This window comes from Sporosarcina sp. P25, assembly GCF_002743235.1.
Lineage (GTDB): Bacteria > Bacillota > Bacilli > Bacillales_A > Planococcaceae > Sporosarcina > Sporosarcina ureae_B.
Map to the genome: position 1 here is coordinate 75513 of NZ_PDYV01000006.1, position 17548 is coordinate 93060.

Consider the following 17548-nt stretch of genomic DNA (forward strand, 5'->3'; position numbering starts at 1 on the left):
TGGAGGAACAATTATGACTATACGAACACTTACAAAAGATGATGCAATTAATGGAGTTTATGGAGGCTGTATTTTAGGCGGGGGTGGCGGTGGCTGGATATCAGATGGCTTAGAAAAAACAGAGCAAGCCTTTACTCTTGGTTCACCACAACTTATTACCATAGATGAATTAGAGGATGGAGATTATGTAGCATGTGTATCACTAGTTGGCGCACCATCCGCAAGAGATGTGTATATCAATAGTGAACAGCTTGTCTCAACAGTAGAACGAGTCCAGCAAGAGTTTTCAGAACCAATTAAAGCACTCATGACAAATGAAAACGGAGCGGCTACCACTATCAACGGCTGGCTCCAAGCAGCTGCAACGGGACTTCCATTTTTGGATGCACCATGTAACGGTAGAGCCCATCCAACGGGTTCCATGGGATCTTTAAATTTATCGGAAGAGGAAGGCTACGTATCCATTCAATCATTTGCGGGCGGAGAAGGCGATCGACGAGTAGAAGGTGTCATCTCTAGTACGCTAGACATTTCATCCAACGTTGTGCGGTCAGTCTCGGTAGAAGCAGGTGGCATGGTAGGGGTTTGCAGAAACCCTGTATCTATTCGTCATATTAAAGAACATGCCGCGGTCGGTGGCATTTCACAAGCTATAGAACTTGGTGAAGTCTTCTTTTCGGTAGAAGGTCCTGACCGTATTGAGGCGGTAGCTACCCATTTAAAAGGACGGGTCATTCATTCAGGTACCATCAGCAAATTTGATTTAAAAGCAGTAAATGGATTTGACGTTGGTTTCGTACAAGTAGATGATCTTGAAGTGACGTTTTGGAATGAATACATGACAGTGGAAATGAATGGGGAAAGAAAAGGTACGTTCCCTGACCTCATTATGACATTTAACGCAGAAACCGGCATGCCTGTTGTCAGTGCAGAGCTAGAAGAAGGAATGAAGATCGCAGTCATTTCAGTACCGAAAGAGTATTTGAAATTAAGCTCGACGATGTTTAATGAAAAATTATTACGTGTGATTGAACCGATTATTAATAAAAATATTATTTGAAAAGGATGTATACCTATGTCATTAAAATATACAATGGACGTTATGGAAGTCTTAGATGATATCAACGCCAGCGGAAAACGAGTAGTCGATTTATTTGAGGGATTTGAACATTGTGACGCCTCTTATGAAACAGTTACAGGAGTTGAAGGTTCTACAGACTTCGTAAAAATTGTTATCAAAGGAACGGAAGGTAAACTTAGCGGTGGAAAAGCACAAACACTAGGAATCGTTGGGCGTTTAGGGGGATTAGGTGCCCGTCCTCACAGAATAGGATTTGTATCAGATGGAGATGGAGCAGCAGCTGCGGTCGCAATTGGCGTCAAACTTGCTAATATGTCAATAAAAGGCGATCGTTTACCTGGTGACGTCATTATCACTACACACATTTGTCCAACTGCCCCTACACAACCACACGAACCAGTTGATTTCATGGGATCGCCAGTAGATATCTTGACGATGAATCAATATGAAGTAGTTCCCGAGATGGAAGCGGTAGTTTCCATCGATACGACAAAAGGAAATCGCGTATTTAACCATCGGGGTATTGCGCTATCACCCACTGTGAAATCTGGATATGTACTGAAATTCAGTGATGAGTTACTTCGAATCATGGAAATGACAACAGGGGATCTACCTGTAACATTTGCAGTGACTACACAGGATATTACACCTTACGGGAATGATGTCTATCACATCAACAGTATTCTACAGCCTGCAGTCGCTACTGATGCACCCGTTGTGGGACTGGCAATCACTGCAAAAACGGCTGTGCCAGGTAGCGGAACGGGTGCAAGTCATGAAGTGGACATAGCGCAAGCGGTCCGATTTACAATCGAAATTGCTAAAGAATTTACAAGAGGTCAAATCGAATTCTACGATAAAAAAGAATTCGAGCGTCTGGAAATGCTATATGGTTCCATGAAGCATCTTCAAACACTGGGTAGTGAAGGGAAATGACAAAGAAAGTCGTAGGTGTCTTGACAATCGGACAGTCGCCGCGAACAGATGTGACGCCAACTATTCAAATCGTTATGGGATCAGACGTCACCATTATAGAAAGTGGAGGATTGGACAGCTTGACGGACGAAACTATTCATTCTGTCCAACCCGATGACACTGATACAATCTATATTTCCAGAATGCGAAATGGTCAGTCCGTAAAAATCGGGAAAAGCAAACTCCTTCCTTTATTGCAAAAAGAATTAACCGAACTGGAGAGTAAAACGGATATCACGTTGATGTTATGTACGGGTGATTTCCCAACCTTGCACACGACACAACCTATTATTTATCCCGATAAAGTGCTAAATCATATGGTTAGCGCCATGTTACCAACAGGTTCACTTGGGCTGATCATTCCATTAGAAGAACAACGAGAGAAATTACTAGCAAAGTGGAATCAGCAACAACTAAAATTGTTTGCTGAAGTGGCATCCCCCTATGAAAAGAGTGATATTGCAGGAGCTGCTCGCGCCTTGCAAGAACAAGGGGTAGATATGATTGTGCTTGATTGCATGGGATACAATGAGGAGCATAAATTGGATGCTGTAGAGAACAGTGGGCTACCGGTTATCTTACCTCGTACTTTGATTGCGCGAGTCCTATCTGAGTATCTGTCTGGATAGACCCGGTTTTTCCGGGTCTATTTTTCATAGGGGGGAGTAACATGCCGGTTATCGCTTTATTCATGCTCAGCATACTATGGGGCTCGACGTTCTATTTTACCAAGCTATTGTTGCCGGACTTCCATCCTGTGTCTATTGTATTTTACCGCTGCTTATTCGGTGCGCTGACGTTATTACCTTTCTATCTAACGAAAAAAGGAAAAGGAAAGTTTACATGGGATAAGGTTCCTTTACTATTGGGCATCCCTTTACTAAGTGCAGGAATTCCGTGGATACTTATGAGCATCAGTCTGCAGAACTTAGACACGACAATCAGTGCTGTATTAAATGCCACTGGCCCAATCTTTGGCGTGCTAATCACTATATTTTTACTAAGAGAACGAGTAGAAAAGCCAGCTGTTATTAGTGTCATAGTTGGATTTACAGGAGTTTTTATAGCTTTTGCAATTGGTTCGGCGGAGACGAAGAGCTTCCAAATAGGGAGTGCGATTGTACTACTCTTAGCGGTAAGTTTTTATGCATTATCGTCTGTTTTGACAGGGAAGTTTTTAAAGATGTACTCAGTCGTGACGATTTCTCTTTGTTCCATGACAGCGGGTATTCTCTTTTCAGGTCCTATTATGTTGGCGGTGGATGCTAACAGTCTACAAGGATTTACAGACAGCCAAAACGTCTATTGGTTTCTGTTACTAGGCGGGGTCAACTCTGGTATAGGGAATTTATTGTTTTATTATATAGTAAAGTCAGGTGGAGCAATTTTTGCACTATCGATTACGTATTTAATGCCTATTACGACGATCTTATTAGGCTATTTCCTATTGCATGAGCCAGTAGGAGCGGGAACGTTTATTGCGTTAGTATTTGTGTTATATAGTGTATATTTATCAAAAAGAAAGGGTGTAGCAGATTGAAAAGCTTTCAAGAAACAGTTTCTACGTTAATGGTAAATAACTTTGAAGTGACAAAAGACATTAATGCTTTGGTGCTGATGGATATGAGTACTGAGGAGTTGGGTAAGAAGTTTTCAGATGCGTTGCAAAAGGATGGCTGGAAAGTACGCACGTATCTTATGGAAGATCGTACTAGGTCTGGAGAGGAACCACCGCAAGAAGCTGCAGATGAAATGTTGAAATATGATTTAGTGTTCTGTTTAACGAAACATTCATTGACTCATACAGTCGCTAGAAAGAATGCTAACACTCATGGAATCAGCGTTATCACGATGCCAGGTATTACAGAAGATATGTTCTTAAATGGTGCAATGTCTGCAGATTACAGCCGTGTAGAAAAAGAAACGCTTAGTATGACAGACAAATTAACAGATGCCCATACGGTCATTATTGAAACGGGAGCTGCACATGAGCTAGTCATTCCAGTAAACGGTCGTAATGGAGTGCCAAGTACAGGGGTATTCCGTGGAAAAGCCGCATCTGGCAATCTCCCATCTGGTGAAGCATATATTGCACCGCTTGAAGGTGAAGCGGAAGGAACAATCGAGATAAATGGATCGATTTCAGGTATTGGGCTAGTGCCGAAGCCTATTGTGTTAACGATAGAAAAAGGCCGATTAATCGACGCTAGTGGACAGGATGGAAAGAAATTACTAGAATTGCTAGGCGATGGAGACGGACGATACTTATGCGAACTAGGCATTGGAACAAATCACGCAGCTCGTTTAACCGGCAATATTCTTGAAGATGAAAAAGCCTATGAAACGATTCACGTCGCATTTGGGTCCAATCATACATTTGGTGGAAAGATTAAAACGAATGTGCATATAGATTGCGTAACGAAAAATCCAACAGTGAATTGGAAATAAAGTTCAGTACATACTATAAGTAGTCAAAAGATCATACAAAAAAGAAGTTACAGCTCAAAACACGAGCTGTAACTTCTTTTTTGTGTGTAATTTTCAACTTTATAAAAATAAAAATAAAAAATCAGTATCCTTTTTGAATAATTCTTCTATATGACTAATGAAAGGGCAAATCATCAAGCAACTGAACAGGAGGCACGGAATTATGAAACAACATAGCCGAGATATCAAAATACCATTTTCGCCACAGTTTGCAGCGATAGTCGGTACGAACGAAGCGCTGTTTCTCCAGCAATTGCATTACCGATTGCAAATATCTAAAAACCACAAAGAAGGCCACAGATGGGTGTATAACACGTATGAAGAGTGGACGTGTGAATTCCCGTGTTGGAAGATGCACGTCGTAAAGAGGCTAGTGAAAAAATTGGAAACAGACCAACTGATCATTACTTCTGCATACAACAAAATGCCGATGGATCGAACGAAATGGTATCGCATTGATTACGAAAAGCTGTCACAGACGTGCGGCGAATTTGTACCCTTCGAGCAGACAGAAACGGTCGATCGAGTTGAACAAAAAAGTCTGTCTGAGGAGAACATTTCGCTCCCAGCAATAACCAAAGAACTTAAACAGACTACAAAGAAAAAAAGATATAGCGAGAAAGATCTCGCCACTATTTCTTCTGTCATTGAGTATTTAAACAAAAAAGCGTTCAAGCGATTCAAGCATCATACGAATACAACGATGGACCTTCTCCATGAGCGGATCGAAGAAGGCTACACACTGGACGATTTCAAACTAGTGATCGATACCAAGGCGGCGCAGTGGCTACATCATCCGCAGTTTCACAATTACTTGCAACCGTCCACATTATTCAAAGCAGAGAAATTTGAGAATTACTTAAATGAAGCTCCATCTGAAATGGCTCGATCGAACGGATTGGAAGCCTATGCGTCACCCACATTAGATTTCGAAAAGGGAGAGAATGAATATGAGTTACGAATTTGCTGAAAAAAGCTTGCTAGGTGCGATGTTTGAAGAAAATTATTTAATTCTTGATAGCCACATGCAAGCGAGATTCTTCCAAGGGCATGTCCATCAAACGATCTACACGGTCATGCGGGAATTGGCGCAAGAAGGGAAACCGGTAGACTATATTACCGTTCTGACAAGGAGAGAACCGAGCGAACTAGGAGGAGTCAATTACGTATATGGACTCAAACGATTTGCGAATGTCGTACGTTTTGACGAATACGAAGAGATGATCATCGACCAATGGAAAAAGCAAGAAACGGCACGGATATTACAGCAAGCGATTGAACATGATTGGAGCACGGATGACGTAGTGCATGCCTTGGAAGAACTGGATGAATTGAATAGCGGTAGAGAGGTGACTATATTATCGGACTATCTACTTACTCAATTCGAAAGACCGTTCTTGCCGGATCAAACAGAACCTGGCATATCGACAGGATTAATCGATTTGGATAAAATCCTGAACGGCTTCCAAGACTGTGAGTACATCGTCGTCGCGGGTCGGCCATCTATGGGAAAGACGGACGTGCTCAATCACTTCGCACTGCAAGCTAGCAGAGATGGACATATGCCGATTGTCTTCTCGCTTGAAATGAATCGTAACACAATGATTGACCGAATGATCGCTTCGACAGGTGAATACAATCGATTACGAATGCGTGACCCGTATGAATATTTTACCGAACCACAAAAAGATCGATGGACGCCAACGCTGAATTACTTGAACGGTGCGGGGATCCACATCAACGACAAAAGCAGTATGACAGTCAGAGAAATCAAAGCAAAAGCTCGATATATCATCAAAACCAATCCGACGAAACGGCCGATCATATTCATCGATTACTTACAAATCATCCGTCCTGAAGGCAATGTAAACAATCAAACGGTAGCAATCGGACAGATCAGCAATGAATTAAAAGCGATGGCAAAAGAATTCGACTGTCCCGTCGTCGTCTTATCGCAGCTATCAAGAGCGTCTGAAATGCGGCACGACAAACATCCCGTCATGAGTGATTTGCGCGATTCAGGAAATATTGAACAAGACGCCGACGTCATTGCGCTTCTCCATCGTGAAGATTATTACGAAAAAGACAAAGCGCCAACAAATCTACTGGAAATTGATATTGCCAAACACCGCAATGGACCGACCGGCACGATCACGGCCATCTACAGCAAAGAAACTGGCAAGCTATATGATGTCGATACAGAGTACTACAAAAGGGGAGAAAACAGATGATCACCGTTCAAGACATGTTCGACTACGCACTAGAAATGGACTTATCCCACTTAGCGCACAGCATCTACTGGGCTTTACTGAAAGATCAAGTGACATTCCAGGATGACAGTAAAAAACTACAAGCAATCGAATTTGACGAAGTGGAAATTAAGCGAATGATGGAGAAAAACGACTTGAATATCGGCAACATAAAATTATTCGTCATGGACGGTCCCGATGACTGGTACGCTTTTTATTTGGCAGAGCATTCATTGGATGTCTACCGACTACATGAAGAATTATTTCGCGAACCACAACGCAATATCACACGAGCGGACCGACTGATGATCAAACGCATGACCTTTATGGAAACGGGCGCCGAGGAATGCCTGTATGAGCATAAGAAAGAAATCATGAATTACCCCGCATATGTGGGCCATGCAAAAGCAGGAGAGTGTGTGCTGTATCTGGTGGAGGTGGGTGCATGACCGTGGAAGAACGCGGAGTGCTGATCTTGGTGATCTGCTTGCGCTCAACTTATTCGATGAGTTACGTAGAGAAGATGGGGGACGACGAGTTGGAAGCAATCTATGACAGACTTATAGCAGAGGGATGATGGAAATCTGCTACGTCGTAGTAAATTTGATGTCATTATAGTACACAAAAGAAGTTACACCTCAAACAGAGCGGTAACTTCTTTTGTATGTAGTTTTCTCATGAATATTTCATATAAGGAGACAATCTACAAGATTACTATTAGTATGGAATCTGTAAGGTGTTTTGGAAGTTCACCCAAGACACGTACGTCTCATCCAGCTAGTGAGATGATAGGATCGTTAGAGGTGTATAAATGGGATTATTTTTCACAGTTATTTTACCGATTATTTCAGTATTCATAGTAGGATTCATTTTACAAAGAGTCAAAAGCCTACACATTAAATCAATTTCTTCACTTTCGATTTACATACTATCGCCTGCTCTTGTCTTTTCGTCATTATATAAGGCTGATTTTAATGCAAGTTATATGACGATCCTGATTTATATGTTTGCACTTTTTTATGCGATGGTTGCACTCAATAAAATCATTGCGAAAATCTTTAAATGGGATAAAAAAGTAGAAAGTGCTTCTATACTGGCCACAGGTTTCATGAATTCGGGAAACTATGGTTTGCCGGTCGTGTTATTCAGTTTAGGGGAAAAAGCACTGCCTTATGCCATATTCATCATGGTAATTCAATCACTACAAAACAATTTCTTCGGTGTATATTACGCGTCACGCAGTACGAGCGGCATAGGTCGATCTATTAGAATGGTCTTTAAAATGCCGACAACGTATGCGGCGATTTTCGCTTTCGTTTTCCAGTATTTCAACATTACAGTGCCGGAATCGATTATGTCTACGACGTCCATGGTCGGGGATGCCGCGATTCCGGTCATGATGATCATGCTAGGCATGCAACTAGGAACAGTGATCCGTAAGAAGCCCAATTGGCAAGTGGTCATTTCAGGCGTAGTACTGAAAATGGTCATTGCGCCTATACTCGCGTTTGTTTTCGTGCTGTTCGTAGGTATGGATCCTCTAGTAGGGACCGTCCTCATCATTATTTCAGCAATGCCGACAGCGGCCACGACGACTATGTATGCGATTGAATTTGATACCGAGCCGGAACTGGTTTCGATGATTACTTTACTATCTACACTGCTTAGTATTGTGACGTTAAGTATACTGTTGAACAGTATTCTTTGAAATGACTAGTTGGAATGAAAGTGATGACAGTTTAAGACCCCGACACACAAAAGAAGTTGAGGCCACGAATGGCTTCAACTTCTTTTGGTGTACAGTTTTTCACGCACTATTTACCTATCATGATCTACATATGGGATTTTTTTAGCTTTCCTAAAGAATAGTAAAGCAATAGCAAGCGTCAATATATCTGCTAGCGGAATCGCAAAGAAGATAGAAAATGAAGGAGTAATATTGAAAATATCATATTTCTCAAATATATATGGTAATAGCACAACTAATGGAATAACGGAAACGACTTGTCTCGTCATCCCGATGATCACTGCTTTCATTTCGCTTCCTGTAACTTGCAGCAACGTCATGATGGTATACGTAACGCCAAGTACCGGGAACGTGATGAAAATCACTTGGATAATGGACATGACTGATTCTATAATTTCTTGATCACCTGTGAATAGTAAGAGGATATACTTTCCGAACAAGAAAACTATTGCCGTAATGCCGATACCGTAAAAGAAACAATATTGTACAGTTTTCTTCACGACCATCAGCTTTTTCACTTCATCGCCTTTTCCATTGAAATAAGCAATAATGGTTTGCACAGCTTGTGTAATCCCTATGATCGGCATTAACATGAGCAAGTACATTTTATTGGCAATATTCCACAATGCGATGTGGGAATTGCCGCCAACCGTTAGTAGCTGGTAATTCACAATAAATGCAGTGACTCCTGCCAACAATTGAATAGTGGTTTGAGCAAATCCGATTTTAAACATGTTATACGACATCGTGACGAACGCTCGAACGGAAAATCGATTCGATGTAAACCAATTTTTGTTCTTCACAAGATACATGACTGCCAGTACAGCACATACCAACTCGCTAATGAGAGTCCCTAGCGCAATGCCTACCATACCTAACTGAAAGCCGAATGTGAGGATTGCGTTACATACGATGTTGATCACTACAGAAAGAACAATAATAATGGCTTCGGCTTTTGGATTTCCAAATGCCCGTATGGTACTTGTCAGTGTGTAGCCAACAGCACTGAATATATTACTTACAATAATAATTTTCAAATAGTCCTGAGCGAGAGTGTATACTTCCGCTTCAGCACCAAGAGCGGATAGGATTGAATCCATAAACAAGTAAACAAGTAAGGACGTACTAATGCTGACAACGAGCGTCATGATGAACCCGCTCTTGAAATAATTGTTCAATTTCAATCGGTCATTCCGACCCAAATATTTGGAAATCATAATGGCTGTAGAAATCGCAAAAAGTGTTTGAAGGGCAACAAACACAGCGAGAAGTGGGGATAATAATCCCATCGCAGTCAATGCGCTTTCACTTTGGCTTCCTAAATGTCCCGCAAAGGATGTATCCACAACTGAAGTCATCGTTTCTATGATTAAAGAAAATATGGCTGGAAGTGAGAATGTCATAATTAATTTATTTACTGATTGGCTCTCATATATAGTATTGTTCATCATGTATCCCTCCGAGCTTCATCATAACACTTGAAATAGGACACCTAATGTCTTATTTGAGAATAATCTCTTTATTATTTTTATACGGGATAAAGTTCCTTTCAAATTCCATGTCAGTGATTTCCGCTTGCATAATGGTAGAGATCTTAATCAGTACATATTCTTTCGCAAAACCATATAAATATAATCCTTCCGGCCGTAATACATAACTAATAGGCGCAACCATCATTTGCTGTTCATTCACTTCAATCGTAAGAAATGTCTCTTCATCCAGACCATGATTTATTTTCTCATAGATACTTTCCGTCATATCAATCTTTTCTTCTACAAGATCCACAACCAAATAATCGTCCGCATCACTTTCGAATAGATGGACTAACTCAGGTGAAATAAGCGCCAGCTTTTTCATCACACGATCCTTATGTTTTTTTGTGGAGATACTATCATACATAGATAACGCAAATGTAATCGTTAGTAGATCCTCATTAGTCAAAAAACTTTTGGATAACTTATAGCTTTCTTCTATATATATCCCTCCTTGATTTCCTTGTTTACACGTCACGGGTATACCCATCATAGATAACTTATCAATATCTCTTTGAATGGTTTTAATGCTGACCTCAAATGTATCTGCCAACTCTTTATGAGTAGCTTTTTTCACTTTCAGCAAATAGAGAACGATCTCAAATTGACGATTTCGTATAATATTCCCCTCCAATGTTCTAGTGATGACTGCACCTCACTCGAAACTTCAAAATAAAAAGAAGTTGGAGCCCGATCTGGCTTCAGCTTCTTTTTCGCTTCAATCAACTAAGTGAATGTGTGAAAATACTTTCTAAAAGGGGACCATTCAACGTTATACGCCTAGTTATAATTTCGGCAAACTAACTGTAAAGGTTGTCCCTTTTCCCATCTCGGTATTTAATAATAAGTTACCATTATGATCTCTAATGATTTTTTCACAGATCAACAATCCTAACCCGGTTCCATCCACTTTTGATGACATAAAGGGATCACCTATTTGACTTAGGATGTCATCAGGGATACCAGGGCCATTATCGGAAACATCAATAGTCACGTGATCATGATCGTCTTTCACTTGAAGCGTGATAGTTCCAGTTTCCATAGCCTCTATTGCATTTTTGATTAAATTAATAAATACTTGTTTTGTTTTTAATTCATCACCAAAAATGGTCATCTTAGTATTATCCGATTTTACATGCATCTTAATGGCTTTCATATCCATATCCGATTCCATTTGAACCTTCACCACTTCGATTAATTCCGTAATATTGATCACTTTTAGATTGACTACATGTGTTTCAGCTAACGATAAAAATTTAGATGCGATTTGTTCTATTTCTGCTAAACCTTTTTTGATGCCATCAAATTGTGTTTGACTGGCTTCACTACAATCACCAGTAGTTAAGTCCAATAATTGTAAACGCCCTTGAATGACAGTAAGGGAGCTGCGAAGTTCGTGGGCAATGATGGAAGCCAATTTCCCGGTTATGTCTAATTTATCTCTACGCGTATCATGGTTTCGTAGTTCATTTTCAAACTGGAGTTGTTTTGTTACTCCTGTAAAAGGAACAGGCCCTTTTTGATATAAATGAGAAGGTAGGAAATGCGTATCCGTCATATGGTATTCATGCGTTTGCAAAAGCTCAATTAACAGTGAACCAGATAAAGATAAACTATCATACGCGCATATATTAATGTAATTGCCTGTGATATTCGCTACTCTAGAGAAAAAGTCGTCAAAATTTTGTTCGTGTAAAGCGACAGAAGGAATTAACGTTTTTTTACTTTGAGGACGCCAAGTCACCAATCCCCACCCGCGAAGTATGTTTCCTTCTTTCACATGCGGATCGAAAAAGTCATTCAAATTGTTTAAAACAGCCTCGGCATTAAAATCTTCATGCGTTTCATAGGCCATGTCGGTATCAACAAAATAAATATTGGCCATTTGCTCTTCCGAATAACCTGCATTTCTAAGATTTTCTTTAACGGAAGCAAAATTCGTAGGTTGGTCCACATACAGAATGATGTGATTTTTAGCCAATCCTTCCGCTACATATGAAGTAGCATGTTCTATATATTTGCTGTTGTCTGTGTACGTATACACCACATGACCTACTAGTAAGGATTCGATGTCTTTAGTAATTTCCATTTTCCCGTCAGTATCGACTGATTGCGTGATATAAAAACTCCTCTCCATATTACAAGTTCTATTTTAACTAGTTCTATTATACACTTTTATGGCTATATTGGTTGACAGTTATTCGAAATTTCAGTACCTTTAATGTACTTTGTGCGTCGGAAGCATTACACCATATTTCGACAGCAAAGACTCACTCCTCATGCCGCACTTTAAAAAATAAAAAAGTTGCAAAATGGTTTAAATACTTTATGCAAAGGGTATGGTATGCAAATAAAGTTCAAATAACTAAAAGGAGGTGCCTTAATGGTGAATCTATCAAACGCAGCGTTGCTCGAAGCCTATGAGCGCACAGAGAAAGTCCGTGTAGCGCCAGCATTTATTAAACTACTTGAAGAAGAAATGAAACGCCGTGGTATATAGATGCCGTGGCGTTTTTTTGTTCCATAATATGTCCGGTTTGTTGAACGGAGATGAATGGTGCTTGCACTTCAACCTACGCTATTTTTTCTGGACTCATCTTCTACTCGCAAGCTGTTCAGAATTACATGAATGTAACGTATAGTATTTTCATGCAACACGTTTCGATTAGTTATTGACTCTTTTGCATAACCGCAAAATAATTTTGTTCAGGATCGGCAAAGTTAAATACTTTTCCGGAAGGCATCGTGACAATTTCTCCGACTGTAACATGTTCATTGGACAGCGTGTGATGTAACGTTTCGAGATTGTCCGAGAAAAACATCAAAGAAGGGGTGCCAAGATTCATTTCTGGCTGCATTTCAGCAATCATTGCCTTGTTGTGAAGTATAATGCTCGTTTCAGCTTCTTCTGTTGGAGCTATTTCAATCCATCTCATTCCTTGACCATTGTCTTCATCTGAAATTACGGTAAAGCCAACTTTCTTCGTCCAAAAATCTACTGCCTCGTCTTGATTATCTACATATAACATAATTTGACCAATTTTATTAATCATTTTATTCTCTCCTTTTCACTCTTGTATGTAGTGTATACAAGTGGACATATATACAATCTTAGTGTCCGTTTGTTGAATATCATGTACCCACTACATCTTCCAATACTTAGTATATCCACTTTTTTAGCACTTAACTGAAAATAGGTCTTTCGGGGAGTAATTCAACGTTACACGTATTTTGATTCCATTGATTCCACAAACGTATATTCTTCTCTACTCTTTTCTGTGTAATCGTACAATCTTTTAAAACTACAACTTTAAAAGGGGACTGTATATTCATGTTACCTCGATACCTTTTACATACACTTAATGTAAAAGGTCTTACTGAGTATCTAAACCATTTAGTATTTCTTTTGTAACTTTAATGAAATGTTCTGTTGCCGCTTTCTTTACGCTATTTTTTGATATGACCAAATTTAGTTTTGTGTGAATAATGGGATCGGATAACTCTAAAAGTGGGGGAGGGTTGAATCCCTCTAATTTCGAGAAGGCTTCCGGGCAAAAAGCTATGCCCATGCCTCTCTTTACCATACTGAGCATAGGTAGTGTTTCGGTTCCCCAATAAATGACGTTAGGACTAAATCCACGAAGATGACATTCTTCCAAGATATCGTCTGAGATTCCATGACCAAAAGTCGTATGCTGCAAAAAGAACTTTTCGTCTTTTAATTCTTCCAATGTAACCGATTTGTTTTTGGACAGAGGATGAGATGGGGGGAGGGCGACTAACAATCGCTCCGATAGTAAAGCTGTTGTATGTAGATCCTCTTTATTGAAGACATTACGTAATATACCAATATCCATTTTATGGTGACGTAATTGGTCTAAAATATAAGCGGCATTCCCTTCTTTGACATGAATGGTTATAGGAATGTCATGTTCATTAAAATAATGGACTACCTCAGGAATAATAGTGAGATTAGCAATGGTTGAACAACCTATTGTGACATGGCCTCGTTGGCCTTGGTGGTGTTCGTTAATTTCTTGAGTAATTACTTCTGTAGAGGCTAATAACTCTTTCCCGCGTTCATACAACAACTCTCCAGTAGTGTTGAGATGCATTCTTTTACCCACTCTATTGAATAAATCAACGCCGAGTTCTTCCTCGAAGCTTTTAATGGATGCACTTAATGGTGGCTGAGTGATATTGAGTGCTATGGCAGCCTTTGAAATAGTTCCATATTCAACGACTGCTATAAAATATTTTAGTTTTTGAATATTCATAGTCAATAATCTCCTCTATTTATATATAGGGAAAAAGTATATAGAATACACTTTATATATATTTTACATTTATAAGATATAGATATAGTATAACACTATGTTTAAATCTTCTGAAAGCTCGATGAGGAATTCATGGCGGAAAAGGTAGAATATTAAACTAAAAATGAAAATAAGGGGGAAATATATGATGAAAAATAGTAAAAGATTCACCGTGCTATTCCTTGCATTGGCACTTGTTATTCTGACTGCTTGTACTAAAGAGGCGGGAAATGAAAGCGCTTCAAAGGATGGTTCGGATTTCCCGAAACGTCCAATTAGTTTGGTAATACCATATGGCCCGGGAGGTAGTGCGGATGTACAAGCACGCTTGATCGGTCAATCCCTTCAAAAACAACTTGGTGAAACGGTCAATGTCGTATCTAAGCCGGGGGCAGCTGGTGCAACAGGTATGAACTCACTGAAAGGTTCTAAACCAGATGGCTATACTATTATTTTGACAGCAGTAGGACCATCAACACTGACACCAAATGCAAATGAAGTTGGATATAACGTATCGGAAGATTTTTATCCGATAGCACAGGTTTCGGAAGCTCCATATGGCATAGCTGTTAATACAAATTCCGGTATTGAATCATTGGACGATTTATTGAACTTTGCAAAAGAGAACCCTGGTAAAGCAACTTATGGAACAACAGGAGCTGGACTTCACCAACATGTTGTTACGTCAGATTTCTTGAACCAACTCCCGGATGTGGAAATGGAGCATGTCCCGTTCGATGGAGGAGCAGAAGCAGTTAGTGCGCTACTTGGTAATCATATCACCGCGGCTGTTAATACTATTTCTGAGATTATTCCACACGCGGAAAGTAATGCACTCAAAATTCTAGCAGTGACTACAGATGAGAGATTGGAAAGCTTACCTGACGTTCCTACATTCAAAGAATTAGGATATGAATTGGTCGGCCAAGGTGCATGGTTTGGCTTTATGGCACCTAAAGATACACCTAAAGAAATTGTAGATACGTTGGATGAGGCTATCAAAATGGCATTGGAAGATGACAAGGTTAAAGAGCAATTCGAAAATGCAGGACTTCCAATTAAATACCTAAACTCTGATGAGTTTAAAGAAAAAGTACTAGTGGAAAACGAAAAAAACGCAAAAGTAATTCAGTCGTTAAATTAAAATAACACGACATAGGTGGTATGGAATCTATGAAAAAAGAAGTTAGTGATATTTCTACAGGTATTGTTCTATTGTTGTTTTCTGTGATTGGTTATTTTTATTCAGCGAAGTTAGCAGTAGATTCTACGACTAAGTATGGACCCGATTTCTTTCCGAGATTAATATTTTTTCTATTGATGATTACAGCTGTGCTCTTACTTTTGACCGCAATTCTGAGGTTCAAACGCAGTACAGAAATAATAACGATTAGCGGAAAGATGATTTTTGGTGTTGCTTTCTTCATTCTGTTGTTAATTGGTTATATTGCGTTGTTCTTTCTTGCGGGGTTCATTATATCTACCATCATATTCCTTTTTATTGGGCAATGGTTATTTGGAATTCGGAAGATTCCCGTTTTGATCGGAACATCTATACTATTACCTTTTGTTTTATATTTTGTGTTTACTTTCCTTTTCAAAATTCCATTACCTTAAACTTTAAAAAGGAGGGGATTATGTGTCCCCAGAAATTCTTGCAGGATTACTATTCGCTTTGGCGCCAGCCGCGCTCCTTGCTAACTTAGCAGGAGTCGCACTGGGGATTGTATTTGGAGCATTGCCTGGACTTACAGCGACAATGGGTCTTGCGTTATTAATACCGCTCACCTTTGGCATACCACCTGTAGTCGCATTTAGTGCTTTATTAGGGGTATATGTTGGTGCTGTTTACGCCGGATCAATCACTGCGATCCTAGTAGGAACACCTGGAACGGCGGCAGCAGCGGCAGCGTTGTTGGAAGGACCAGCCATGACTAAAAATGGCGAAGCAAAAAAGGCTTTGACTATGACAACAGTAGCATCTGTTATCGGTGGAATATTCAGTTGCGTGGTACTAATCCTAGTTTCACCGCAATTAGCGAAATTCGCCCTGACATTCGGACCGCCTGAATACTTTGCTTTAGCACTATTTGGATTATCGATAGTGGCAGGTGTTTCAGGTAAATCATTATTAAAAGGCGTGATTGCAGGTTTAATAGGCTTATTCATTGCATCTATCGGATTAGATCCGGTAAAAGGAACAGAAAGATTTACGTTTGGCAGTGTAGATTTATTAAATGGAATTAATGTTGTGCCTGCGTTGGTTGGATTATTTGCGATTTCAGAAGTTCTGACAAGGGTGGAAGGAAAGGGCGAACAGCTCAGGAGTAAAATTGGATCTACTTCTATCGGCTTGAAAATATCAGATTTAAAAAGAAACTGGTTTAACCTACTTCGTTCTTCAGTGATTGGAACTTTTATAGGGATTATTCCAGCAACAGGTTCAGGTGTGGCTTCTTTCGTTGCGTACAATGAAGCGAAGCGTGCTTCGAAAGACAAAACGAAGTTTGGAAAAGGAAACGTAGATGGGTTGGCCGCCACTGAATCTGCCAATAGTGCAGTAACAGGTGGAGCATTAGTACCTCTACTTACATTAGGTATACCGGGTGATGTTATCACAGCTGTAATGCTTGGTGCATTGATGATTCAAGGGCTAACGCCAGGACCAATGCTATTTACAACAAATGCAGATGTGATATATGGGATATTCATGGCTTTAATTGTAGCGAATATCTTCATGCTAGTATTAGGGCTTGGTGCTACTAAGATATTCCCTAAGTTACTACGCATACCTGAAGGGATTTTAATGCCGGTGATTGTGGTTCTTTGTGTACTAGGTTCATATGCTATCGCAAATTCAATGTTTGATGTAATGATTATGCTGATTTTTGGTTTATTGGGATATGTGATGCTAAAAGTCGAATTACCATTAGCACCTCTACTGTTAGCAATGATTCTAGCGCCTATTGCAGAAACGAACTTCAGAAGGTCTATGTTATTGTCCCAAGAAAGCTTGAGTATTTTCTTCACTAGACCAGTAAGTGCGGTCATTTTAATCATCACAATCCTCGTTTTTGGAAAAATTATATTTAATGAATTTAAAAAGTATACGTTAGCAAGGAAACTAGCAAAGGAAAGTGATTGAACGATGAGCACTCAAG

General features: G+C 39.8%; 19 protein-coding genes. 14 read left to right on the plus strand and 5 right to left on the minus strand.

Features of this window, described 5'->3' with window-relative positions; all coding sequences use genetic code 11:
• Positions 1 to 13: 13 nt before the first annotated feature.
• The 10 genes from CSV70_RS07340 (at position 14) to CSV70_RS07380 (ending at position 8500) form a co-directional block, all read left to right on the plus strand.
• Positions 14 to 1060: an S-methyl thiohydantoin desulfurase domain-containing protein gene (locus CSV70_RS07340; protein ID WP_085132514.1), complete on the plus strand. Its 1047-nt coding sequence runs from the start codon at positions 14 to 16 to the stop codon at positions 1058 to 1060.
• 15 nt (positions 1061 to 1075) lie between these two features.
• Positions 1076 to 2017 (plus strand): DUF1177 domain-containing protein, encoded by a 942-nt coding sequence (locus tag CSV70_RS07345; RefSeq protein WP_099629077.1) that lies wholly within the window; start codon positions 1076 to 1078, stop codon positions 2015 to 2017.
• Positions 2014 to 2685: an AroM family protein gene (locus tag CSV70_RS07350; RefSeq protein WP_099629076.1), complete on the plus strand. Its 672-nt coding sequence runs from the start codon at positions 2014 to 2016 to the stop codon at positions 2683 to 2685. Before CSV70_RS07345 ends, CSV70_RS07350 begins: the two co-directional genes overlap by 4 nt.
• 41 nt (positions 2686 to 2726) lie before the next feature.
• Entirely contained in the window at positions 2727 to 3596 is an 870-nt protein-coding gene (locus tag CSV70_RS07355; RefSeq protein WP_099629075.1) for a DMT family transporter, read from the plus strand.
• Positions 3593 to 4504 carry an aminopeptidase gene (locus CSV70_RS07360; RefSeq protein WP_233191770.1) on the plus strand — a complete coding sequence of 304 codons (912 nt, stop codon included), beginning with the start codon at positions 3593 to 3595 and terminating at the stop codon, positions 4502 to 4504. The genes CSV70_RS07355 and CSV70_RS07360 overlap by 4 nt, the downstream gene beginning before the upstream one ends.
• 202 nt (positions 4505 to 4706) lie before the next feature.
• Positions 4707 to 5513, plus strand: coding sequence for a conserved phage C-terminal domain-containing protein (locus CSV70_RS07365; protein WP_158232387.1), 807 nt, complete (start codon positions 4707 to 4709; stop codon positions 5511 to 5513).
• Positions 5494 to 6774, plus strand: a complete 1281-nt coding sequence (locus CSV70_RS07370; protein WP_158232388.1) for a replicative DNA helicase — start codon at positions 5494 to 5496, stop codon at positions 6772 to 6774. Before CSV70_RS07365 ends, CSV70_RS07370 begins: the two co-directional genes overlap by 20 nt.
• A complete protein-coding gene (locus CSV70_RS07375) occupies positions 6771 to 7241 on the plus strand; it encodes a hypothetical protein (protein WP_099629072.1) in 471 nt (156 codons plus the stop codon). The genes CSV70_RS07370 and CSV70_RS07375 overlap by 4 nt, the downstream gene beginning before the upstream one ends.
• Positions 7238 to 7369, plus strand: a complete 132-nt coding sequence (locus CSV70_RS16745) for a hypothetical protein (protein WP_255407161.1) — start codon at positions 7238 to 7240, stop codon at positions 7367 to 7369. The genes CSV70_RS07375 and CSV70_RS16745 overlap by 4 nt, the downstream gene beginning before the upstream one ends.
• 234 nt (positions 7370 to 7603) lie before the next feature.
• Positions 7604 to 8500 carry an AEC family transporter gene (locus CSV70_RS07380; RefSeq protein WP_099660963.1) on the plus strand — a complete coding sequence of 299 codons (897 nt, stop codon included), beginning with the start codon at positions 7604 to 7606 and terminating at the stop codon, positions 8498 to 8500.
• A gap of 110 nt (positions 8501 to 8610) precedes the next feature.
• Here the strand turns inward: CSV70_RS07380 and CSV70_RS07385 are convergent, their stop codons facing one another.
• From CSV70_RS07385 to CSV70_RS07395, 3 genes are all read right to left on the minus strand, one after another.
• A complete protein-coding gene (locus CSV70_RS07385) occupies positions 8611 to 9987 on the minus strand; it encodes an MATE family efflux transporter (RefSeq protein ID WP_158232389.1) in 1377 nt (458 codons plus the stop codon).
• Positions 9988 to 10039: 52 nt separating this feature from the next.
• Positions 10040 to 10705: a helix-turn-helix transcriptional regulator gene (locus CSV70_RS07390; RefSeq protein WP_255407162.1), complete on the minus strand. Its 666-nt coding sequence runs from the start codon at positions 10703 to 10705 to the stop codon at positions 10040 to 10042.
• A gap of 150 nt (positions 10706 to 10855) precedes the next feature.
• The gene (locus CSV70_RS07395) at positions 10856 to 12115 is read right to left on the minus strand and encodes an ATP-binding protein (RefSeq protein ID WP_158233201.1); all 1260 of its coding nucleotides are present in this window, start codon (positions 12113 to 12115) and stop codon (positions 10856 to 10858) included.
• Positions 12116 to 12454: 339 nt separating this feature from the next.
• On the opposite strand from CSV70_RS07395, the gene sda reads away from it, so the two are divergent.
• On the plus strand, positions 12455 to 12571 hold the full coding sequence (sda, locus tag CSV70_RS07400; RefSeq protein WP_085132525.1) for a sporulation histidine kinase inhibitor Sda: 117 nt from the start codon (positions 12455 to 12457) through the stop codon (positions 12569 to 12571).
• Positions 12572 to 12740: 169 nt separating this feature from the next.
• Here sda and CSV70_RS07405 read toward each other — a convergent pair whose 3' ends face one another.
• Together CSV70_RS07405 and CSV70_RS07410 are read right to left on the minus strand one after the other, a co-directional pair.
• Entirely contained in the window at positions 12741 to 13124 is a 384-nt protein-coding gene (locus CSV70_RS07405; RefSeq protein WP_099660967.1) for a VOC family protein, read from the minus strand.
• Positions 13125 to 13445: 321 nt separating this feature from the next.
• Positions 13446 to 14348, minus strand: coding sequence for a LysR family transcriptional regulator (locus CSV70_RS07410; RefSeq protein WP_099629066.1), 903 nt, complete (start codon positions 14346 to 14348; stop codon positions 13446 to 13448).
• A gap of 184 nt (positions 14349 to 14532) precedes the next feature.
• Here CSV70_RS07410 and CSV70_RS07415 point away from each other — a divergent pair, with 184 nt between their 5' ends.
• The 3 genes from CSV70_RS07415 to CSV70_RS07425 are packed head-to-tail and all read left to right on the plus strand — an operon-like array spanning position 14533 to position 17532.
• Positions 14533 to 15531: a Bug family tripartite tricarboxylate transporter substrate binding protein gene (locus CSV70_RS07415; protein ID WP_158232392.1), complete on the plus strand. Its 999-nt coding sequence runs from the start codon at positions 14533 to 14535 to the stop codon at positions 15529 to 15531.
• Between the two features lie 29 nt (positions 15532 to 15560).
• A complete protein-coding gene (locus CSV70_RS07420; RefSeq protein ID WP_158232393.1) occupies positions 15561 to 16004 on the plus strand; it encodes a tripartite tricarboxylate transporter TctB family protein in 444 nt (147 codons plus the stop codon).
• 22 nt (positions 16005 to 16026) lie between these two features.
• Positions 16027 to 17532 carry a tripartite tricarboxylate transporter permease gene (locus tag CSV70_RS07425; RefSeq protein WP_099629063.1) on the plus strand — a complete coding sequence of 502 codons (1506 nt, stop codon included), beginning with the start codon at positions 16027 to 16029 and terminating at the stop codon, positions 17530 to 17532.
• Positions 17533 to 17548: the final 16 nt, after the last annotated feature.